Source organism: Paraburkholderia sp. A1BS-2L, from assembly GCF_051125205.1.
GTDB lineage: Bacteria > Pseudomonadota > Gammaproteobacteria > Burkholderiales > Burkholderiaceae > Paraburkholderia.
The window spans coordinates 1,501,666-1,522,710 of record NZ_CP120428.1 but is presented as its reverse complement, the minus strand read 5'-3'; the positions used below and the strand labels follow the sequence as shown (position 1 = coordinate 1,522,710).

Below are 21,045 nucleotides of genomic sequence, written 5' to 3'. Positions count from 1 at the left end.
ACGCCCACCTCATGAAAGACGGCGCGCGGTACTATCTTCGTCGGCCCCGTCCCGTATACCCCTGTCCCATGGAACTGAAGCAGATCCAGTACTTCATCGCGCTTTTCGAAGAAGGCACCGTCACGCGCGCCGCCAGGCGGCTCAACATCGCGCAACCAGCGCTCAGCATGCAGATCGCCAAGCTCGAAACGGAGATTCGGCAGAAGCTCTTCGAGCGTGGGCCGCACGGCATGGCGCCGACCGAAGCCGCACGGTTGATGTACCGCCTTTACACGCCGATCATGCGCGACATCGATCACGCACGCGAGCACCTGAGTCGTCGCGATGTCATCGTGACGGGCCGCGTGTCGCTGGGCATGGTGTCGTCGGAGGCGCAGAGCGTATTGCCCGAATCGCTCGCCAGATTCGATGCGCTTTTCCCGCAAGTCGAAGTCTCCGTCGCCGATGGCTTCAGCGCGCAACTGATCGACGCTGTCGAATCTGGCCGGCTTGATGCCGCCATCATCAACAAGCCGCGCGGACGGCTGACGCTCCACGTAGAGCCTTTGCTCGTCGAAGAAATGGTGCTGGTGACGAGCGTGGTGCATGGCCCAACGCTGCCCGACGAGATCGATCTCACGCAGCAGTCGGGCATCGAATTCGTGCTGCCCACGCGCCGCAACGGCCTGCGAGGCGCGCTCGATGCCGCGCTGATGGCGGCTGACGTCGTCATCAAGCCGAAGTTTGAGATCGATCTGCTCAGCACCATCGTGCAGTTCGTTGAGCAGAGCAGTTTCGCGACAATCCTGCCGCGCGTCGTCGTGCAGGCGAAAGTGGACGAAGGGCGCTTGCGCGCACGCACGATCGCGTCGCCGCCGATCGTGCGCCACATCATTCAGGTCACGCATCCGAAGCGGCCGATCGGGCCGGCCGCCCAGGCGCTCATCACGATTATCACTGATGAGATAAAGCGCGTGACGACGGGTGTTTTGGGGAAACAAGCGCCTTAGCGGCCGCGTTCCAACGGCTCGCGCGCACTACTCGGAACGTCGCTGCGCGTGCCGAACAGCGTGTCGCAGATCGGGAACGTGAGGTTGAAGTTCTGTGTCGCCATCACTTCGGGATCGTGGTGTGTGGCGTGCAGGCGCCGCACTGTGTTGACGAGCGGAACGCGGTCGAGGAACGGGCTGTCGGTGACGTGTGAGAGCGTATGCAGGCCCTCGTACATCAGAAAGTACGCCGCCATCGTGAGCAGCGCGATGTAGCCTGCGTTGCGGGAGAATACGAACCCAATCACGAGCGCGAACGGCACGGCCGCCAGCACGAACGCAACCGGCGCAAAAGGCGGAAACAGCAGCGCGCGCCAGTGACGGTGACCCTTGTATTCAAGCGTCACATGCGTGAAGAACCGGTGATGGACGGCGCAATGGCGCTTGTAGATCATGCTGAAATACTTCGTCGGACGATGCAGCACGTAGCGGTGCGCCGCCCATTCCGCCCAGTTGCCGAACAGAAAGAGCGGAATGACCGCCAGCCATTCGGCGAGCGTCGGTGCATGAAGCTGCATCAGGCAATACACGATCACGCCGCCGGTGAAGAGCAATGTGAAGCCGAGGTGCATTTCGCCGCGATACCACCATGGCGTGGCATTGACATACTCGTCACGGAACTTGTAGGAACGCGCACGAACGTCTTCTTCGAATTTCATCGATGTCTCCGGCTGTTGTGAAAGGCGTGCGCCCGTTGGCGTCCGCCGTTATGCCCAATGACTCAGGAGGGACTGCGCGCGGAACCGCCTTCGAGCTTGCCGAGCGTCTCGGGCACGACGAATGCGCCCACGAGAAAGATCACGCTGATCGCGCCGACGAAGATGGCTAGCGTCATCGGCAACTGACTCGCGTCCTTCGCCACCAGCGACACGGCCGTCGGCATCACTCCGCCGATCGCGAAGCCGATATTCCAGGAGAGGCCCGTGCCGGTCGCGCGGATCGAGGTCGGGAAGCGTTCGTTCAGGAAGATCAGGACCGGCGCGTAGCCGGCGCTGCCGAGCGCGCTGAGAAGGACTGCATAGACGCCGACCATCATGATGCTGTCTGCGGTAGGCAGCAGCAAAAATAGCGCGGGCAACGCGATGAGCCGGATGATGCCGATCAAGATAAACGCGCCCTTGCGTCCGATGAACGTACTCACGTGCCCTGCCGCGACCGAAGCGATCACCACGGCCGCGCTGCAGATCATCAGGATCGCAGCGGCGGCACCGTTCGGCGCATGACTCACGACTTTGAGGAACGTCGGCAGGTAGCCCGATGTCAGGTAGTAGCCGCTGCCGCCGCCGATAGTCAGCAGCAGATTGACGAACAGCACGCCGCGATATTCACGCGAGAAAAGCGTGCGGATCGGCGAGCGCGCCACTTCGACGGTCGCGCTCTTGACCTGCGCGGTGGCCCTCGCAGCCTTTTCGGCGGCGAGCTTCTTCCACAGAGGCGACTCTTCAAGGCTGTTGAACACGAAGAGACCAAGCACCGAGCTGATGATGCCGGTGAAGAACATGCAGCGCCAGCCCCATACGTCAAAGGCATCGCCGGGGAAAAGCGCCGACATCGCGAGGAACGTTACTGAAGCGAGCAGCGCGCCGAGTCCCGCGCCGCCGCCGCCGATCAGCCCCGACACCGCGCCGCGATACTTCGGCGCGACGGATTCGGTGCCAATGGTATGCGTGGATGCGACCACGCCGCCGACGAACACGCCCTGCACGAGACGCAGCAGCAAGAACAACACCGGCGCGACGATGCCCGCCTGGGCGACCGTCGGCAGCACGCCGAAGGCCGCCGTCGACACGCCGACGCCGACGACCGCGACGATCATCGCGCCCTTGCGGCCGTGACGGTCCGCGTAAGAGCCGAAGAGCGCTGAGCCGAGCGGCCGCATCAACAGCGTCACCGCAAACGACGCGTAGACCGCAGCGAGCGAAAGCATCGCGTGCTCGGACGGGAAGAACAGACGCCCGACGACCGGCGCGACGTACAACAACACGAACAGGTCGAACAGATCGAGCGCCCAGCCCATGCACGACGCCAGCACCGCGCCCATGATCTGCCGCTGATTAACCGGAAGCACGGTGGCCCCGTCTTGCGCTGCTACAGACATTTGTATCTCCTTGTGTGTCACAGGCACGCTTTGTTGGATGCGCGCTCTTGTCGAGGTTGAAAAATCGTCAGTGGGCCGCGGCGAGCGGCGATGCCACGCTCGCCCGTCGCTGGGCAACCATCGCATCGGCGATTTTCTCGGCGATCATGATGGTCGGTATGTTCGTATTCGCCGATGGCAGTCGCGGCATCAGCGATGCATCCACAACGCGCAGCCCTCGTGTGCCTCGCACGCGGCCTTCCGTGTCGGTGACGGCGTCGCAGTCCTGCGCGCCACCCATGCGGCAGGTGCCGCTCGCATGCCACACGCCGAACACGTTCGCGCGGATGAAATCGGCGAGCGCGCGGTCGTCGGCAAGCAGCGCGCCCATCTTCAGCCCGCGCGTGAAGAAGCGTTCGATCAGCAAACGCCTCACGGGCGCGGGCGTATCGAGCAGCGCGCCGAGCATCGAAGTCAGAAGCGCATTGCCTTCGCCTACCTTGCTCAGCGCCTTCACGCGCGGCGAGAAAGCCGCCGGAAAGAAGTCACGTAAATCGCGTCCCAGACCCGATGCATCGACAATGCGGGCCAGCATCCGCACGCCAGCGGCGAGCCGTTGCAGATCGCGTTCGTCGTCGAGCAGATTCAGATCGACGCGCGGCGCAACGGCCGCATCGGGCGATGCCAGTTGCACGCGGCCACGCGAATACGGCCGGTTGCACCACAGGAAAAAGAGGCCCAGCCGGTTGCCGAGCGCATGCCACGCTGCGCGCGTCGCGCTCGACAGATACAGATCCGACTCGTCGCAGCCCGCGACGCCCGAACTCATGCGCGCGGCCATCATGCTCGCGCGGCGTCGCGCGAGCGGCATCCGAAAGCGCGGCTCGAGAAAATGACAGAACGTGAGCGACGGATGATCCTGCAGATTGCGTCCGACGCCCGGCAAATCGACCGTACACGGGATACCCATCGCCACGAGTTGGCGCGCATCGCCGATACCGGCGCGCATCAGCATCGCGGGCGACTGCAACGCGCCCGCGCTCAGCACCACTTCGCCCGCATCGAAACGCACGCGCTCGCCGTTCGCCGCAATCGCGGCGACACCGCGCGCCGTCGCACCTTCCATCACGATGCGTTCGACGCGCAGATTCGAATAGATGCTGAGATTCGGGCGCTTGCGCGTGGCTTCGTCGAGATAGGCGATGGCCGTCGACACGCGCTTGTCGTCGATGTTCGAGAACGCGCCCGGAAAGAAGCCGTCGCCGAATTCGCCGTTCTGGTCCTGAAGTTCCGCGAAGCCGTTCGCGCGCAAACCCTTCGCGAATGCATGACAGAACGCCGGCCAGTCCTTCGGCAAGATGCGGCGGATCGGTACGGGACCGTCGCCGCCGTGCAACTCGCCGCCGGGAAAGTCCACGTCGCGTTCGAGCTTGCGAAAGTACGGCAGCACGTCGCGCCACGACCAGCCTTCGGCGCCGTTCGCGGCCCATTCGTCGTAGTCGCGCGGCAGCCCGCGATTGGCCGACTGCACGTTGATGCTCGACCCGCCGCCCATCACGCGACCCTGCTCGTAGACGCGCGGCGCGGCGTGCTGCGTGGCTTTCGCTTTCAGATCGGGCCAGATGTACGTGTCGCCGCAGAAGACAGGCATCGGATAGCTGTCGAGTATCGCCGCGGGCACCGCGCCCGGCGGCGTGTCGGCGCCCGCCTCGATCAGCGCGACGCGCACCGACGGCTCCGCCGACAGTCGATGCGCAAGCACGCATCCTGCCGAGCCGCCGCCTACGATCACGTAGTCGAAGCGATCCATCGCGTTGTCTCCTCTTGTCTCGTCCGCCGCGCGGCGTGTCAGGTATCAGCTGCCGCGAAACACCGGCTTGCGCTTCCCATGAAACGCTTCGACGCCTTCACGGAAATCGTCCGACGAGCGCAGACGGCTATAGCAATGGCCTTCGAGTTCGATCGCGATCGACAGCGGCGCGTCTTCCGAATCGTTCAAGAGCTTCTTCGCGGTGCGCTGCGCGAGCGGCGAGAACGCGCGCAGTTCGTCGACGAGCGCATCCGTCGCCGATTCTAGTTCCGCGTCCGCGACGCATTCGACCGCGATGCCCCACTCGTACGCCTGCTTGCCCGGAATGCGGCGCGAGCGCATCACGATGTCCTTCGTGCGGCCGATGCCGACCATCGATTGCAAACGCGCCGAGCCGCCCGAGCCGGGAATCTGGCCGAGCTTCTGCTCCGGCAGCGCATAGAAGGTCGTATCGGTGACGATGCGGAAATCGCACGCCAGCGACAACTCGAATCCCACGCCGAAGCAGAAGCCGCGATTCGCCGCGATGACCGGCTTCGAGCAGCGCGCGGGCGCCGCGATATTCCACGCGAGCTTCGACACGTGTTCCGGCGATGCTTCCAGAAAGCCCTTGATGTCGCCGCCGCTCGAGAAGTGCTCGCCCTTCGCGCGCACGACGATCACGCGCACGCGTTCGTCTTCGTCGAGTGCTTCGAATACGGCGCGCAACTGGTCGCGAGCGCGCATCGAAATAACATTGAACGGCGGGCGATGCAGGATGATGTCCGCGCGCGCGCGCTGCGCGTCGATTTCGACCGAGAAGCCGTCGAGGTCTTGCAGCAGTGTCTGGCCGTGATGGTTGAGATCACTCATTGTGGGTTACTCCTTGGTGGTTTCTGTAGGTTGCGTGGCCTGGGCGTTCGAATCGGGCGTGTACTCGCCTGCTTGCAGCTTGCGGCGCAGAATCTTGCCGACAGGCGACTTCGGAATGTCATCGACGAACACGTAGTCGCGCGGGCGCTTGAAGTTGACGAGGTCGGACTGGCGGCACCATGCATCGAGCGAGTCGGAATCGACGTACTCGCGGCGCTTGATGAATGCAACCACGCGCTGGCCCCAGCGCTCGTCCTTGACACCCGCGACCGCGACTTCATCGACGGAGGGATGCAGCGACAACACCGATTCGATATCCACCGGCGAGATGTTTTCTCCACCGCTGATGATCATGTCGTCGACGCGGCCCGTCACGTACAGATCGCCGTCGCGGTCGAGATAGCCCGTGTCCCCGGTGAAGTACCAGCCCTCGCGCAAGCACTTCGCATTCGCGTCCGGGCGATTCCAGTAGCCTTCGAAGGCCTCGTCGCCGAGCAGGTCCACGATGATCTGCCCTTCTTCGCCGACTTCGGCGACCTCATCGGGCGAGAGCGCATCGAGCCTCACGACGCGCAGCCGCGTATTGATGCCCGCGCGGCCCGCGCTGCCGGGCTTCTTTGTCGCGTCCTGGTCGATGCTGAACGTGTAGACCTCGGACGAGCCGTAGTGATTGACGAAGAGCTCCGGCTCGAACGCGGCCGAGAGGCGCTTGAGCAGGCCGTCGCTCATCGGTGCGCCCGCGAAGCCGAGCTTTCTGACCGACGACGTGTCCGTGCTCGCGAACGCGCTGTCAGCGAGCAGATCGTGATAGAGCGTCGGCACGAGATAGAGGCAGGTGAGCGCGTGCTTCGAGATGCTTTCGAGCGCGAGCTTCGCGTTCCAGCGCCGCACGCAAACGAAAAGGCCATCGACGAGCGCCATCGCGAGCAGCGAGCGCACGCCCATCGTGTGATAGAGCGGCATCACGCCGAGCGTGCGTTCGCCGCGCCTGTACAGGTTCTGCGCGACGTGCGCGAGCGCGCCCGCGCGTTCATGCCGATGCCGGCGCGGCACACCCTTGCCTTTGCCCGTCGTGCCGGACGTGTAAAGGATCAGCGAGATGTCGTCGGCGGTGGCGTGCGTCGTGTCGGTCACGTCGCCGCTGCGCGTTCGTTCGGCGATGAGCGCATCGAAGGTGGTGGTGCGGCCGGGTGCATCGTCGAGTCCGACGCGCGGCACGTTTTGCGCGGCGGCGCTCTGCGCGACGGAATCGGCGCTGACGGGTTCGTAGACGATCGCCTTCGCCCCCGCGTCAGTCACGCAGTAATCGACTTCTTCCGGCTTCGCGCGCCAGTTGAGCGGCACGATCACGATGCCCGCAAACTGTCCGGCCCAATGCAGCGTCGCCATTTCCCAGCGGTTTTGCAGCACGACAAGCAGCCGGTCGCCGCGTTGCAGGCCGAGCTCGCGCAGGCCATCGGCGACATTCCGGATCATGCGATGCCACTGCGCGTACGTCAGTTGGACATCGCCATCGACGAGCGCGAGCACGTTCGGACTGCGCTCGACGCTTTGCAGAAACGTGCGGCCGAGATCAAGCATGTTCGACCTCTTCCGTGCTTGCCTCGGCCCGGCGGCGCGCGGCCACGTCGAGCACGGCGGCTACGATCGGCGTGTAGCCCGTACAGCGGCAGATATGACCCGAGAGCATCTCGCGCACTTGCTCTTCGGACGGATCCGGCACGCGCCGCAGATAATCCGCGCACGACATCAGAATGCCCGCCGTGCAGAAGCCGCATTGCAGCGCGTGATGCCGCTGGAACGCCTGCTGCAGGTCGCCAAGCGTCTGATCGGGCGCAAGGCCTTCGACGGTATCGATATGCCGCCCATCGGCCTGCACCGCGAGCATCAGGCACGAGCGCGCCGCGACGCCATCGACCTGCACGGTACATGCGCCGCACACGCCGTGTTCGCAGCCGACGTGCGTGCCCGTCGCGCCGAGTTCGTGCCGGATGAAGTCCGACAGCAGTTCGCGCGGCTCGCAATGGCCGCTTCGTTCGCGGCCGTTCAGCGTCAGCGCGATGCGCTGCGCTTTGCCGTGCCGCATGATGGTGTCCGACATCTTGCTCACTTTGCCTCCTCGATCACGCGCCATCCAAGTTGCCGGACCAGATTCCGGCGATATTTCGCGCTGATGTGCGCATCGTCCTGCGCGTTCAGTTTCCAGCTCAAATCGTTCAATGCGCCACGCAGGTCGTCGCCCTGCAAACGCGGCCATTGCTCAGTCACCGGCCGGTCAGCGACGCCGCCGACTGCAATGCGGATCGACTCGTCGGTGACCACGGCCGCGCACGCGACGATCGCGAAATCACCGTGTCGCGCGGAAAATTCCGCGAACGCGTAGCGCTCGCCTGCCTTGCACAGCGGGAAGCGGACCGCTTCGACGAGTTCGTCGGGCTCGCGCGCGGTCATCAGCATTCCCTGAAAGAAGTCCTGCGCGGCGAGCGTGCGGCGCCTCTTTCGCGAGCGCAGCATCACGTCGCCGCGGAGCGCCGAAAGCACGAGCGGCAACTCCGCGCTCGGGTCCGCATGCGCGATCGATCCGCACACGGTTCCACGATTGCGAATCTGAAAGTGCGAGATATGCGGGAACGCCATCGCGAGCAGCGGCACTTCGTCGGTGAGCGTGCTGCGCCATTCGACGCTGCCTTGCGTCGCCGCGGCGTTCACGACGAGATGCCCCGCCTGCTTGTCCACGCGCACGGCATCGAGTTCGGCGGTGCGCGAGATATCGACGAGCACCTTCGGCTGCGCGAGCCGCATATTGAGCACGGCCATCAGCGACTGGCCGCCCGCCAGCACGCGGGCGTCTTCGCCGTATTGCGCGAGCGCGTCGAGCGCGTCTTGCGCGGTCATCGCGCGCAGGTAATCGAACGGTGCGGGCTTCATGCGTGTCTCCTGAAACGTGCGAGGAGTCTTGCGATCCACGATCCGTGCGCTTGCACGGGCTTACCCGCCGCCTGGCGTCCGAGCGATTCGAACAACTGCTTGAGCACGACCTTCGCCGCGCCTTCGAGCATGCGGCCGCCGACCGCCGCGACCTTGCCTGACACCTGCGCTTCGTAGTCGTACGTGAGCCGCGTGCCGCTGCCTTGCGGCGTCAGTTCGACGAGACCGCTGCCGCGCGCGCTGCCGAGCGGCGAGATGCCCGCGCCAGCGAGTCGCAGGCGGCGCGGCGCATCGATCTCCGACAAGCCGATACGCGCCTCGAAACGCGCCTTGATCATGCCGACGCCGACGGTCACGTCCGCGCGATACTGGTTCGGCGCCGTCTCTTCGAGCGCGTGACAGCCGGGAATGACGTTCGCGAGTGCCTTCGGATCGAGCAGCACGGCGAACACAGCTTCGGGTGTCGCGGGCAGATCGACAGCGCCCTGCGCCGTCAGTGCGCGTCCGCCGCCTGGCGTCGCGGGCTTCGTGGCGGGCGCTTCGCGATATTCCGGCCGCGACGGTTCGGGATCGTCCACGCCGATCATCGCCATCACTCTGGGCGGCGTGAGCGGCAGGCGAATGTCTTCGACGCCGAGCGCGTCCGCCACCGCATTCGCGATGCACGGCGGCGTGCTCATGTTGTTGCCTTCGCCGAGACCCTTCGCGCCAAGCGGCGTGAAAGGCGAAGGCGTCTCCAGATGGACGATCAGCGGATCGGGCACTTCGCAGGTCGTCGGCATCAGATAGTCGGCGAGCGTGCCGGACTGGAAGCTGCCGTCCGCGCCGTAGCGGAACTCTTCCATCAGCGCCGCGCCGACGCCTTGCGCGAACGCGCCGCGAATCTGGCCATCGGCGAGTGCGGGATTGAGGATGGTGCCGGCGTCGTGCACGGTCACATATCGGTCGATGCGCACGCGTCCCGTCACGCGATCCACTTCGACGCCGCACATGTCGAACGCGAAGCCATACGCCGCCGATGTATTGATGCGGTCCTGTTCGTCGGGCGCATCCATGTGCGGCGGCGACCAGAACACGGTTTCGCGCAGGCCAGGCTCTTCGCCCTCGGGCAAGAGCGCGGGCGCCCAGTGCGGCGCATTGCTCGCGGCGCGCGCGAACGGCAGTGCGCGGTCTTCGGCGTCGTGCGGAAAGACGCGCGCGCCTGCGAAGCGCACGTCGCCGGGCGCGCAGTTGAACTGCTTCGCGAGCACGCGCGCGAGCTTGTCGCGCACGCGCGTCGCGGCGAGATGCACCGTGCCCGCCACTGCGCCCGCGAACCGGCTCGAATAATTGCCCGCCGCGACGGACCAGGCGTCCTTGTGCGTATCGAATTCGACGTTGACGACGATGTCCTTCGGATCGAGCCCGAGCACATCGGCGACGACTTGCGCACACACCGTCATGTGGCCCTGGCCCGCGGGCGTCGAAGCAATCGTGACGACCACGCCACCGAGCAGATCGACGCTGACGGTCGCGCTCGCGATCGCGCCGTTCTTCGGCCCGGCTTTCCTGCGCGCATCGGCGGGCATCACGGTCGTGATGTAGCCCATGTTCGATACCGACGGCTCGACGATCGCCGCGAAGCCGATGCCATACAGCCGCCCTTCGTTGCGCGCGGCGTCGCGGCGCGCAACGAGTTCCCGGTATCCGCCTTCGTCGAGTGAACGGCGCAGCGCTTCCTGATAATTGCCTGAATCGAGCAGCGCGCCCGCCGCCGCGCGATACGGGAACGCATCGGCGGGAACGAAGTTGCGGCGATACACGTCGAGCACATCGAGCTTCAGTTCGATCGCGATGCGCTGGATCAGCCGCTCCAGCGTGAAGTACACCTGCGGCCCGCCGAAGCCGCGCACGAGCCCCGTCGGCGTCTTGTTCGTCAGCACGACGCGGTTGCGCACGAGCAGATTCGGGATCGCGTACGCGCCCGTCAGGCAGCCGTGCATCCGGTAGAACGTCGCGGGCTCGGGCGCGCGCACGTAGCCGCCGACGTCTTCCAACTGATCGTAAGACAGCGCGACGATGCGGCCATCCGCTTCGACGGCCGCTTCTATCGTTGAAACACGCGCCGTCGCCGATGTCGCCGCGCTCAAGTGCTCGAGCCGATCCTCCACCCACTTCACTGGCACACCCGCCTTGCGCGACGCGAGGCACATCAGCACGACATACGGAAACACGGCCTGCTTCACGCCGAAGCTGCCGCCGGAATCGCGCGGGGCCTTATGACGCAGGCGATTGCCGGGCACGTTCAACGCCATTGCCATGACGGCGTGCAGCGAGAACGGCCCCATGAAATTCGACGTGACGTCGTAGCCTTCATCGCCCGAAAGATACTCGGCGATGACCACGCCGCACTCGATCGGCGCGCACGTGTTGCGCGGATAATGCGCGACCAGCTTCACGCGATGCGGCGCGCGCTCGAAGGCCGCTTCCGGCTCGCCGTAGCGGAAATGCCGGTCGCTGATGACGTTGCTGCCGACGCGTTCGTGCAGCACCGGCGCGTCGTCCTTCGCGGCTTGTTCAATCGACGTCACGGGATCGAGCATCGCGTAGTCGACCTTGATCAGATCGAGCGCGTCTTCCGCGAGCGCACGCGATTCGGCCATCACGACCGCGACCGGCTCGCCGACGTAGCGCACGCGGTCCATCGCGAGCGCCCACTGTTCCATCGGCGATTTCACGCCGACGACGAACGGTCGCGACCACGGACGCAAATCGTCGCGCGTGAGCACGGCGCGCACGCCCGCGAGTTTCGATGCGGCTTGCGTATCGATAGACAGGATATCCGCGTGCGCGTGCGGCGAACGCAGAATCGCGGCGTGCAGCGTGCCCGGCTTGACAGCGATGTCGTCGCCATAGCGGCCACGGCCCGTCAGGATCGCCGGGTCTTCGAGGCGCTCCATCGAGCGCCCGATGTGACGCTGCGGTGCGGTCGCTTCGCGCATCTCTTTGCCGGCGACGCGCGCGTCCATGTCGGCAAATGCGGTTTCGCGCTGATTCATGACGTTACTCCTCACGTGCGGCGCGGCCGCCGAATTCATCGGCGAGACCGCTCCAGCGGCGCGCAATCTCGTCGTGCTCGATGCCGAACAGATCGAGAATGCGCCCGACCGTGTGGTCGACCACGTCCTCGATAGTCTGCGGATGCGCGTAGAACGCGGGCACCGGCGGCATCACGATCGCGCCCATTTCCGTGGCGAGCGTCATGTTGCGCAGATGCGCGAGATTGAGCGGCGTTTCGCGCGCGACCAGCACGAGGCGGCGGCGCTCCTTGAGCATCACATCGGCGGCACGCGTAAGCAGGTTGTCCGCGAAGCCGTTCGCGACGCCCGCGAGCGTTTTCATCGAACATGGCGCGATCACCATGCCTTCGGTCAGAAACGATCCGCTCGCCACGGCCGCGCCGATATCGCGCACGTTGTGCACGACATCGGCAACGGCTTCGAGATCGCCACGCGCGAGGCCGAGTTCCTGTGCGGCCGTCACCGCGCCCGACGACGACACGATGAGATGCGTCTCGTGCGTGCCGAGCCGGCGCAACGCGGCGAGCAAACGCACGCCGATCACCGCGCCGCTTGCGCCCGAAATGCCGACGACGATGCGCTTCTTTCGTTCAGCCATGATCGCGCGACAAATAGGCGTCGAACGCGCTGTTGTCAGCGGCGACGAGTGCGTGCAGGTCGACCGTGTCTTGCCCCGGTATGTGTACGCGCGTGAACACATGCGCGGGATACACGACGGGGCGCGTCGCATCGAGGCCCATCTTCGCGCTCACGCCTTGCAGATGCGACGGCGCATCGTCGGGCTGACCGACCGTCGTCGATGGATCGAGCGGCGAACCTTGCGCGCCTGCTATCACGACGAGATCGCGGTCTGCCTGGAAGCGCGTCGCGATCGCCCATTCGATTTCGGCGGGATCGTGCACGTTCACATCGGTATCGACGACGACGACCTGCTTGATGTCGTAATGCGCGCCGAACGCGCACAGGATGACGTTCTTCGCTTCGCCTTCGCGCTGCTTGTCGAATTGCACCCACAGGTGATAGCGGCACACGCCGCCCACCGACAGATGCACGTCCTTCACGGCGGGATGGCTGCGCTGAAGATGCGCGAGCAACGTGGCTTCGCGCGGAATCGCGCCGAGCAGCAGATGCTCCATTTCGGCGGGCACGATCGTATGAAAAATCGGATCGCGCCGATGCGTGACGGCCGTCACTTCGATGACTTCGCGTGCTTCCTTCGCGCTGTAGTACTTCGGAAATTCGCCGAACGGACCTTCCGGCTCGCGCACGTTCGGCAGAATGCGCCCTTCGATGACGATCTCCGCAAACGCCGGCACGTGCACGCCGTTCGTCATGCATCGCACGACAGGCAGCGGCGCACCGTGCAGCGCGCCCGCGATTTCGAGTTCGTCGTGATCGATCGGCGTGATCGCTTGCGACGCGAGCATCGTCAGCGGATCGACGCCAATCACGATGGCGACGTCGAGGGCATCGCCCGCGGCTTCCGCGTCGCGCTGGAATGCGTAGAGATGACGCGGCAGCAGCAGGATCGCCATGCGATCGGCGCCATGCACCTGAATGCGGTTGATCGAGACGTTCTGCACACCGGTGCGCGGATTGCGCGCGATCACGAGACCGGCGGTGATGTACGGGCCGTTGTCGTGTTCGCTGTGCGTGGGAATGGGCAGCAGCGCGTGAAGATCGATGCCGCTCGTATGCACCACTTGCTGACAGGGCGCGTCCTCACGTTGAATCAGTTTCGATGCGAGCGGCACGGCGGCCGCAGCGGAAAAACGCGCGAGCAACGCGGATTCATCGACGCCCATCGCTTCCGCGATCCACGCGCGCTTCGACATGAAGCCGCTCACGACGGGCATCGCATGTCCGTGCGGCTGCGTGAAAAAAGCAGCTTGGTCGCCGTCGAGCCGCTTCGCAATGGCGGCGAGTTCGTGCTCGAGCGCGACGGGCTTGTCGATCGTCGCGACACGGCCGGTTTTCGCGAGATGCGCGAGCCAGTCGCGCAGCGACAAGCCGGTGTCGGCGTGATCCCGTGCCCAGGCGAATGAGGGAATGCCGTGCGTCGCGGCATCGCGTGTGTTCATCATCGTCTCCATCTGTGAGCGCCTGCCATGGCAAGCGCATGGGATGAAGCGTAGCGAGATCGCGCCATAACATCTAATACTGTTTACTGATGCGACGAATCATTCGTTCTTATATTAGTGTTAGCCCTGATGACAGCGTTCTTACAGTTACGTATCAATAGACCGCTCGCGCACGCCCTTACGGAAGGGCGCGTCACGATAAGCCGCCCTGCACCGTCGACGAACGCAGGGTGATAATGTCATCGCACCCCATTAGCGTAACTGATGCCCCGAGGGAACATGGACCTCAAGCAAATTCAGTACTTCATCGCGCTGTTCGAGGACGGCTCGGTCACGCGCGCCGCGAAGCGGCTGAACATCGTGCAACCGGCCTTGAGCATGCAGATTGCGAAGCTCGAGGACGAACTACATCAGCAGCTGTTCGAGCGCGGCGCAGACGGCATGGCGCCGACCGCCGCCGGACGGCTGATGTACCGCCTGTTTTTGCCGATCATGCGCGATCTTGCCCACGCGCGGCAGCAACTCGTGCAGCGCGACGAAGTGGTGACCGGGCATGTCGGCATCGGGCTGATCGCATCGGTGACGGAAAGCGTGCTCGCGGATTCGCTGTCGCGCTTTCACGCGCGTTACCCCGATGTCGAAGTCACCGTCGCCGATGGCTACAGCGCGACCTTCATCGACTGGGTGGCGGGCGGCCAGCTCGATGCCGCCATCATCAACAAGCCGCGAGCGCGCCTTTCGCTCGACTCGCGCCCGCTGCTCGACGAAGAGATGGTGCTTGCCACCAGCGCCGCGCATGGTCCCGACTTGCCCCATGCAATCGAACTCGCGCAATTGCCCGAACTCGAACTGGTGCTGCCGACGAAGCGCCACGGCCTGCGCGGCGTGCTCGACAGCGCCGCGCAACACGAGGACGTTTTGCTCGCGCCGCGCTTCGAGATCGACGTGCTTTCGACGATTCTGAAGCTCGTCGAGCACACGCGGTTCGCGACGATCCTGCCCCGCATCGTCGTTGAGCGGGCGGCGCGGCATGGCACGTTGCGCGCGTGCCCGATTCTGGCGCCTCGCATCGTGCGGCACATTGTCTGCGTGAGCCATCCGCGCCGCCCGTTGAGCGCGGCGGCAGAAGCACTGATCGAGATCATCGGCGACGAGTTGCACCGCGCGTCGAACATGTCGGGCGACGAGCCCTCACACACCATCAAGGAACGTTCAGCATGAACGCACGACACTGGATTGCCGGTGAATGGACCGGCACGCCCGACATCGACAGCATCGATCCCGCGACGGGCGAGGCCATCGGCCAGTTCGCCGACGGCGGATCGGGCGAAGCCGATGCCGCCATCGCCGCCGCGCGCCACGCGTTCGATCGCACGACATGGGCGCAGGACGCGCGTTTGCGCCAGGACGTGCTGCTCGGCTGGGCGTCGGCGCTCGAAGCCGAACGCGACACGCTCGCAACGCTGCTCACGCGCGAGAACGGCAAGGCGATCACGCAATCGCGCGGCGAGATTGCGGGTGCGATATCGGAAGTACGCTATTACGCGGGGCTCGCGCGGCATATTGCCGGGCACGTGCTCGAACCGGAACCGGGCACGATATCGACGATGCTGCGCGAAGCGGCCGGCGTTGCGGCAATCATCGTGCCGTGGAATGCACCCGCCGTGCTGCTCGTGCGCTCGCTCGCGCCTGCACTGGCGGCCGGCTGCACGGCGATCGTCAAACCGGCGGCGCAGACGTCACTGCTCACGGCCGCGATGTTGCGCTGCTTCGAATGCACGGCGTTGCCTGAAGGTGCGGTGAACCTCGTCAACGAACGGGGACACGCCGCCAGCCAGCGGCTCGTGGATTCTCACGACGTCGATGTGGTGAGCTTCACGGGGTCGACGGCAACGGGCAAGAAGATCATGGCGGCCGCTGCCGACAGCATGAAGAAGCTGTCGCTCGAACTTGGCGGCAAGTCATGCTGCGTCGTCTTCGACGATGCCGATATTGCGGCGATAGCGCCGCGTCTCGCGCGCGCCGCGACGATCATCTCCGGGCAGCAATGCACGGCGGCGCGCCGGGTGCTGGTTCATGCGTCGCGCGCCGCGGAGATGCGCGAGCACCTCGCGTCGGCGCTTGCGTCGCTGAGGGTCGGACCGGGCATCGATCGGGCAACGGATATCGGCGCGCTCATTGACGGCACGACGCGCGATGCGGTGCAACGGACGATCGAGCGCGCGTGCGGGATGGCCGAGCGCGTGCTGCTGCGAGGCACTTGCTCGGGGCATGCGTTTCTGTCGCCGACGCTCGTCGAACATGGCGATCCCAAGGCGTTCTTCTGTCAGGACGAGATCTTTGGCCCGTTCGTCACGCTGGAAGTCTTTGAGAACGAAATGGAAGCGATCGACAAAGCCAACGACACGGTCTTCGGTCTCTCGGCAAGCGTATGGACGCACGACGGGGCGCGCGCGTTCCGCGTCGCGCGTGCGCTGCGCAACGGCACTGTGTGGATCAATGACCACAACAAGCTTTTCGCCGAAGCCGAAACAGGCGGGTATCGCCAAAGCGGACTGGGTCGGCTGCACGGCTACGATGCGCTTGCGGACTTCACCGAGTTGAAGCACATCTGCATGCCGGCCGGCGTTGCGGAACGTATCGCGCCGTTGCGGTGAATGGCAGGGAGGCGAGTCAATGGACAGCGTGGATCTCGAAGTACTGAAAAGCAGCGCGCGATGGTTGGCAGACGGGCATCGCGTGCTGCTGGTGACGGTGGTGAAGACATGGGGATCGTCGCCGCGTCCCGTAGGCGCGATGCTCGCCGTGCGCGCCGATGGGCATGTGGTCGGGTCGGTGTCGGGCGGATGCATCGAAGACGATCTGATCGATCGCGTGCGGCAGCGAGGCATCGAACAGGAAAGGCCGCAGGCGTTGAAGTACGGCGTCAGCGCGCAAGAGGCGCATCGCTTCGGCCTGCCTTGTGGCGGCACCATTCAGCTCGTGCTGGAGCCGTTGATGCTTGCGAGCGGTATCGCCGAGCTGTGTGCAGCGGTGGAGGCAGGCAGGCTCGTCGCGCGCACGCTCGACTTGACGACGGGGGCTGCGCGCCTCGAACCGGCGCAGGCGACGGACGGCGTCCTCTTCGACGGGACGACGCTGCTGACCATCCATGGGCCCCGTTACCGGATGCTGGTGATCGGCGCGGGACAGTTGTCGCGCTATCTTTGCAGCATCGCGGTTGGGCTGGATTATCAGGTCACGGTGTGCGATCCGCGCGAGGAATATACGGACGAGTGGAACGTGCCGGGCACGAGCATCGTTCGCGCCATGCCCGACGACACCGTGATGGACATGAAGCTCGACGAACGCTGTGCGGTGATCGCGCTGACGCACGATCCGAAGCTCGACGATCTCGCGCTGATGGAAGCGCTGAAAACGCCTGCGTTCTATGTGGGTGCGCTCGGTTCGCGTCGTAATAACGCGGCGCGGCGGAAGCGCTTGAGGGAGTTCGATCTCAACGATGAAGAACTCGCACGCCTGCACGGACCGGTGGGCATCTACATCGGCAGCCGGACGCCGCCGGAGATCGCCCTGTCGATACTTGCCGAATTGACGGCCGCAAAAAATGGCGTGTCGTTGCCAGAACTTCTACGGGTCGAAGGCGCGAAGGCGGCCCGCGAGATGGCGGGCAACGCGGTGGGCTGTGGCGCCTTGTAAGCGGAGCAGAAACGAATTTTGCATGGTTTCTGCGTCTGCGAATCGCACACTCTATCAAAGCGTCGATGGTCAGTTTGTTGCTCGCTGGGAAAACGCCCGCCTGCAAGGCTATGCCGCGACGTCTGCGGCCACAATCGCGGGACTGCGGCGCTGCGCGACGATATGCCCGCACATCGGGAATATCGCGCTCCCCTACCCGCATTTCGCGCCGGTGGTAAGACCCAGCCCGACCATTTGAATCCTCTCCTGGAGACAACCAATGTTTGTCCAAATGAATAGGAAACCGATTCATCTAGAAAAGTTTTTTGCCGTATGACGAAATTTTGTTCATTGCCGTCAAGCGTCAAACATGGCGATCCTAATGCAAACGGGTTCATTCTTGAGCACACAGACGTTCGAACTCAAGAGATGTACTCACGAGTCTTAGCTGGGTGTGCCAGCGTTAGGTCGCTCGCCTTTGGATTCGTAGCAATCCAGCCGTCCAGCATATCTGCCCACGCCTGGAGCATCGTCCTCCTCTGCTCTGCATACTCCGCCTTGTTGTAGACCGCGCGCACGCCACGCTGTTCGTGAGCGAGGCATTTCTCAATCCAGTCGGTGTTGAACCCTGCTTCATGCAACAGCGTGCTGGCAGTCCGACGCAGATCGTGCACCGTGAAAGGATTAAAATCTGTCCCATCGTCGCGTATCAGCTTGACCGTGCTGTCAATGACCCGGTTCAGAGTCGCCATACTTATTGGGGATGCCGTCTCATAGCGGCCGGGATGCACGTACGAACTCGCTCCGAAGCACGTCTTGAATGCGACCAGAATGTCCAGAGCCTGTTGGCTCAGATAGACAATGTGGGGGCGACCGGCCTTCATCCGATCCTTCGGAATTGTCCAGACTGCGGCGTCGAAATCTATCTCACCCCACATCGCCAAAATGAATTCGGACTTGCGCACCAGAGTGAGCAGCATGAATCTGATAGCAAGGCGCAGCGTAGGCATCGTCGGCGTCTGTTCCAATGCACTGAAAAACAGATGGATTTCGGAAGGCGACAGGGTCCGATCGCGCGGCTTGAAGGTGGCGATCGCAGACGGGCGGATGGCCTCCGCAGGATTGTCCACCTTTAGTCCCCGCGCCTGCACGAAACGGTAAACCTGCAGAACGATGTCGCGCGCCTGCACGGCAGGGGCCGCAGCGCCCCTCTCCTTGATCTTCTCGCAGCGCGCCATCAGTCGCGCGGGCGTGATCTCTCCCAACTTCAGCCGGCCAAATTCCGACGCGAGATTCCGCTCGTATACTGATTTGCGCATCGCTCGTGTGGAGTCGGCAAGAGCAGTCTCCACAAAGTATTTCTCCGCCCACTTACCAAACGTCAGCGCCTCGGTCGCCTCGACCCGTTTCTCGACTTTCGCACGTGACGGACTCTCGCCACGTTGGATTGCTCCGTAGGCATAGTCGCGTAGAAGCCGGGCTTCCGGGAGGCTAATAGCCATCCCGAATCCGAGTTCGTCTGGCTTGCGTGGCTTCCGTGCGGAAAGTGATGGATCGTAGCGGCCGATAACCAGGGTTTCCCGGCGACCGTTCACCCGGTAGTCGTACCGGAAGCTCACCGCGCCTGACGGCGTCACTGCCGCATATAGCCCCCGCTGATCAGCAACCTTATAGATCTTCTGGGCCGGCTTCAGCGCTCGCAACTGCATGTCTGTGAGCATAGGGACTCCTCGAACGTATACCGTCAACCGATACCGTCAGACTAACTTGACGGTATCGGACAAGGCCGTCCGAGGAAGAAATGTCGGTACCGTCACCGATACCGACATTTCCATCAGGTATTGCCCGGATCACAGCAGACCACACCGGACAATAACCTCATGTTTTTAAACGGAAAAACATGAAAAACCGGACCTCACGGAACGACTTGGGAGCAGTCTAAATCATTCCCACTCAATCGTCGCCGGCGGCTTCCCCGAAATGTCGTACACCACCCGATTAATCCCCCGCACCTCGTTAATGATGCGGTTGGACACCTGCCCAAGCAGCTCATGCGGCAGATGCGCCCAATGCGCGGTCATGAAGTCGAGAGTCTGCACCGCGCGCAGCGCGACCACGTACTCGTAGGTACGGCCATCGCCCATCACGCCCACGCTCTTCACGGGCAGAAACACGGCAAAAGCCTGGCTCGTGAGCTCATACCACGACTTGCCGGATTCCTTATCGATGGTGTTGCGCAGCGTCTCGATGAAAATCGCATCGGCGCGACGCAGCAGATCCGCGAACTCGCGCTTCACTTCGCCGAGAATACGCACGCCGAGGCCCGGGCCCGGAAACGGATGGCGATACACCATATCGTGCGGCAAACCGAGCTTCACGCCCAGTTCGCGCACCTCGTCCTTGAAGAGTTCGCGCAGCGGCTCGAGCAGCTTGAGGTTCAGCGTCTCGGGCAGGCCGCCCACGTTGTGGTGGCTCTTGATCGTATGTGCGCTCTTCTTGCCCTTGCCCGCCGACTCGATCACGTCCGGATAGATCGTGCCCTGCGCGAGCCACTTCGCATCCGTGAGCTTGCCCGCCTCGGCCTGGAACACCTCGACGAACTCCGCGCCAATGATCTTGCGCTTCGCCTCCGGATCGGTCACGCCCGCCAGCTTCGACATGAACGCCGCGCTCGCATCGACGTGAACCACTTTCACGCCGAGGTTATCCGCAAACATCGACATCACCTGCTCGGCTTCGTTCAAGCGCAGGAGGCCGTGATCGACGAACACGCAAGTCAGCTGATCGCCAATCGCGCGATGCAGCAGCGCTGCCGCCACCGACGAGTCCACGCCGCCCGAGAGGCCGAGGATGACGTGCTCGCTGCCCACCTGCTTGCGAATCGCTTCGACGGCTTCATCGATGTAGTGGCCCATTTCCCAGTCGGCCTTCGCGCCGCAGATGCCCAGCACGAAGCGCTCGAGCATTGCGCGGCCCTGCACCGTGTGCGTGACTTCCGGGTGCCATTGCAGACCGTAGAAGTGACGTGCTTCGTCGGCCATCGCCGCGATCGGGCACGATTCCGTCGATGCCATCAGCTTGAAGCCTGGCGGCATGTCGGTGACCTTGTCGCCGTGGCTCATCCACACCTTGAGCATGCCGTGACCTTCGCTCGTGCGGAAGTCCTCGATACCTTCGAGGAAGCTCGTGTGGTTGCGCGCGCGCACTTCGGCGTAGCCGAATTCGCGCAGATGGCCGCCGTCGACCTTGCCGCCGAGCTGCTCGGCCATCGTCTGCATGCCGTAGCAAATGCCGAGCACCGGCACGCCCAGTTCGAACACCGCTTGCGGTGCGCGCGGTGTATCGGTTTCGGTGACGGAGTTCGGTCCGCCCGAGAGGATGATGCCCTTTGGCGCGAACTCGCGGATGAATGCGTCGTCGACGTCGTGCGGATGGATTTCAGAGTAGACGTTGGCTTCGCGCACGCGGCGCGCGATCAGTTGGGTGACTTGCGAACCGAAGTCGAGAATCAGGATTTTGTCGTGCATGGCAG

The 21,045-nt window shown here is 64.2% G+C and carries 16 protein-coding genes; 4 read left to right on the top strand and 12 right to left on the bottom strand.

The window, feature by feature from the left end; translation table 11 throughout:
* Window positions 1-68 precede the first annotated feature (68 nt).
* Window positions 69-989, top strand: a complete 921-nt coding sequence (locus P5W98_RS06810) for a LysR family transcriptional regulator (protein WP_057928653.1) — start codon at window positions 69-71, stop codon at window positions 987-989.
* Here the strand turns inward: P5W98_RS06810 and P5W98_RS06805 are convergent.
* The 10 genes from P5W98_RS06805 to P5W98_RS06760 form a co-directional block, all read right to left on the bottom strand.
* Entirely contained in the window at window positions 986-1,687 is a 702-nt protein-coding gene (locus P5W98_RS06805; RefSeq protein WP_057928652.1) for a sterol desaturase family protein, read from the bottom strand. The two genes, P5W98_RS06810 and P5W98_RS06805, sit on opposite strands and share 4 nt — an antisense overlap.
* A gap of 62 nt (window positions 1,688-1,749) precedes the next feature.
* Window positions 1,750-3,126 (bottom strand): MFS transporter, encoded by a 1,377-nt coding sequence (locus tag P5W98_RS06800; protein ID WP_057928651.1) that lies wholly within the window; start codon window positions 3,124-3,126, stop codon window positions 1,750-1,752.
* Between the two features lie 67 nt (window positions 3,127-3,193).
* A complete protein-coding gene (locus P5W98_RS06795) occupies window positions 3,194-4,915 on the bottom strand; it encodes a GMC family oxidoreductase (protein WP_421023872.1) in 1,722 nt (573 codons plus the stop codon).
* Window positions 4,916-4,960: 45 nt separating this feature from the next.
* Complete coding sequence (locus tag P5W98_RS06790; RefSeq protein ID WP_421023871.1) at window positions 4,961-5,767, bottom strand: enoyl-CoA hydratase/isomerase family protein; 807 nt, start codon at window positions 5,765-5,767, stop codon at window positions 4,961-4,963.
* A 6-nt stretch (window positions 5,768-5,773) separates the two neighbouring features.
* Window positions 5,774-7,348 (bottom strand): AMP-binding protein, encoded by a 1,575-nt coding sequence (locus tag P5W98_RS06785; protein WP_434718492.1) that lies wholly within the window; start codon window positions 7,346-7,348, stop codon window positions 5,774-5,776.
* Complete coding sequence (locus tag P5W98_RS06780; protein ID WP_028213734.1) at window positions 7,341-7,877, bottom strand: (2Fe-2S)-binding protein; 537 nt, start codon at window positions 7,875-7,877, stop codon at window positions 7,341-7,343. Before P5W98_RS06780 ends, P5W98_RS06785 begins: the two co-directional genes overlap by 8 nt.
* Entirely contained in the window at window positions 7,874-8,695 is an 822-nt protein-coding gene (locus P5W98_RS06775) for an FAD binding domain-containing protein (RefSeq protein ID WP_057928647.1), read from the bottom strand. Before P5W98_RS06775 ends, P5W98_RS06780 begins: the two co-directional genes overlap by 4 nt.
* A complete protein-coding gene (locus P5W98_RS06770) occupies window positions 8,692-11,733 on the bottom strand; it encodes a xanthine dehydrogenase family protein molybdopterin-binding subunit (protein WP_057928646.1) in 3,042 nt (1,013 codons plus the stop codon). Before P5W98_RS06770 ends, P5W98_RS06775 begins: the two co-directional genes overlap by 4 nt.
* A gap of 4 nt (window positions 11,734-11,737) precedes the next feature.
* Window positions 11,738-12,352: a UbiX family flavin prenyltransferase gene (locus P5W98_RS06765; RefSeq protein ID WP_057928645.1), complete on the bottom strand. Its 615-nt coding sequence runs from the start codon at window positions 12,350-12,352 to the stop codon at window positions 11,738-11,740.
* Window positions 12,345-13,835, bottom strand: coding sequence for a UbiD family decarboxylase (locus P5W98_RS06760; RefSeq protein WP_421023870.1), 1,491 nt, complete (start codon window positions 13,833-13,835; stop codon window positions 12,345-12,347). Before P5W98_RS06760 ends, P5W98_RS06765 begins: the two co-directional genes overlap by 8 nt.
* A gap of 279 nt (window positions 13,836-14,114) precedes the next feature.
* Here P5W98_RS06760 and P5W98_RS06755 point away from each other — a divergent pair, with 279 nt between their 5' ends.
* The 3 genes from P5W98_RS06755 to P5W98_RS06745 are packed head-to-tail and all read left to right on the top strand — an operon-like array spanning window position 14,115 to window position 17,534.
* Window positions 14,115-15,056, top strand: coding sequence for a LysR family transcriptional regulator (locus tag P5W98_RS06755; RefSeq protein ID WP_421023869.1), 942 nt, complete (start codon window positions 14,115-14,117; stop codon window positions 15,054-15,056).
* Window positions 15,053-16,492 (top strand): aldehyde dehydrogenase family protein, encoded by a 1,440-nt coding sequence (locus tag P5W98_RS06750; protein WP_057928643.1) that lies wholly within the window; start codon window positions 15,053-15,055, stop codon window positions 16,490-16,492. The genes P5W98_RS06755 and P5W98_RS06750 overlap by 4 nt, the downstream gene beginning before the upstream one ends.
* A 19-nt stretch (window positions 16,493-16,511) precedes the next feature.
* On the top strand, window positions 16,512-17,534 hold the full coding sequence (locus tag P5W98_RS06745; protein ID WP_421023868.1) for an XdhC family protein: 1,023 nt from the start codon (window positions 16,512-16,514) through the stop codon (window positions 17,532-17,534).
* A 401-nt stretch (window positions 17,535-17,935) separates the two neighbouring features.
* On the opposite strand, the gene P5W98_RS06740 is transcribed toward P5W98_RS06745, so the two are convergent.
* Entirely contained in the window at window positions 17,936-19,234 is a 1,299-nt protein-coding gene (locus tag P5W98_RS06740) for a tyrosine-type recombinase/integrase (RefSeq protein ID WP_421023867.1), read from the bottom strand.
* A 222-nt stretch (window positions 19,235-19,456) separates the two neighbouring features.
* Window positions 19,457-21,040, bottom strand: a complete 1,584-nt coding sequence (gene guaA / locus P5W98_RS06735) for a glutamine-hydrolyzing GMP synthase (RefSeq protein ID WP_421079419.1) — start codon at window positions 21,038-21,040, stop codon at window positions 19,457-19,459.
* Between the last annotated feature and the right edge of the window lie 5 nt (window positions 21,041-21,045).

Coding starts and splice junctions, on each gene's coding strand:
- P5W98_RS06800 (WP_057928651.1), bottom strand. CDS start 3,126: ATGTCTGTAGCAGCGCAAGACGGGGCCACCGTGCTTCCGGTTAATCAG.
- P5W98_RS06750 (WP_057928643.1), top strand. CDS start 15,053: ATGAACGCACGACACTGGATTGCCGGTGAATGGACCGGCACGCCCGAC.
- P5W98_RS06775 (WP_057928647.1), bottom strand. CDS start 8,695: ATGAAGCCCGCACCGTTCGATTACCTGCGCGCGATGACCGCGCAAGAC.
- P5W98_RS06795 (WP_421023872.1), bottom strand. CDS start 4,915: ATGGATCGCTTCGACTACGTGATCGTAGGCGGCGGCTCGGCAGGATGC.
- P5W98_RS06770 (WP_057928646.1), bottom strand. CDS start 11,733: ATGAATCAGCGCGAAACCGCATTTGCCGACATGGACGCGCGCGTCGCC.
- P5W98_RS06765 (WP_057928645.1), bottom strand. CDS start 12,352: ATGGCTGAACGAAAGAAGCGCATCGTCGTCGGCATTTCGGGCGCAAGC.
- guaA (WP_421079419.1), bottom strand. CDS start 21,040: ATGCACGACAAAATCCTGATTCTCGACTTCGGTTCGCAAGTCACCCAA.
- P5W98_RS06805 (WP_057928652.1), bottom strand. CDS start 1,687: ATGAAATTCGAAGAAGACGTTCGTGCGCGTTCCTACAAGTTCCGTGAC.
- P5W98_RS06790 (WP_421023871.1), bottom strand. CDS start 5,767: ATGAGTGATCTCAACCATCACGGCCAGACACTGCTGCAAGACCTCGAC.
- P5W98_RS06810 (WP_057928653.1), top strand. CDS start 69: ATGGAACTGAAGCAGATCCAGTACTTCATCGCGCTTTTCGAAGAAGGC.
- P5W98_RS06745 (WP_421023868.1), top strand. CDS start 16,512: ATGGACAGCGTGGATCTCGAAGTACTGAAAAGCAGCGCGCGATGGTTG.
- P5W98_RS06740 (WP_421023867.1), bottom strand. CDS start 19,234: ATGCTCACAGACATGCAGTTGCGAGCGCTGAAGCCGGCCCAGAAGATC.
- P5W98_RS06760 (WP_421023870.1), bottom strand. CDS start 13,835: ATGAACACACGCGATGCCGCGACGCACGGCATTCCCTCATTCGCCTGG.
- P5W98_RS06785 (WP_434718492.1), bottom strand. CDS start 7,348: ATGCTTGATCTCGGCCGCACGTTTCTGCAAAGCGTCGAGCGCAGTCCG.
- P5W98_RS06755 (WP_421023869.1), top strand. CDS start 14,115: ATGGACCTCAAGCAAATTCAGTACTTCATCGCGCTGTTCGAGGACGGC.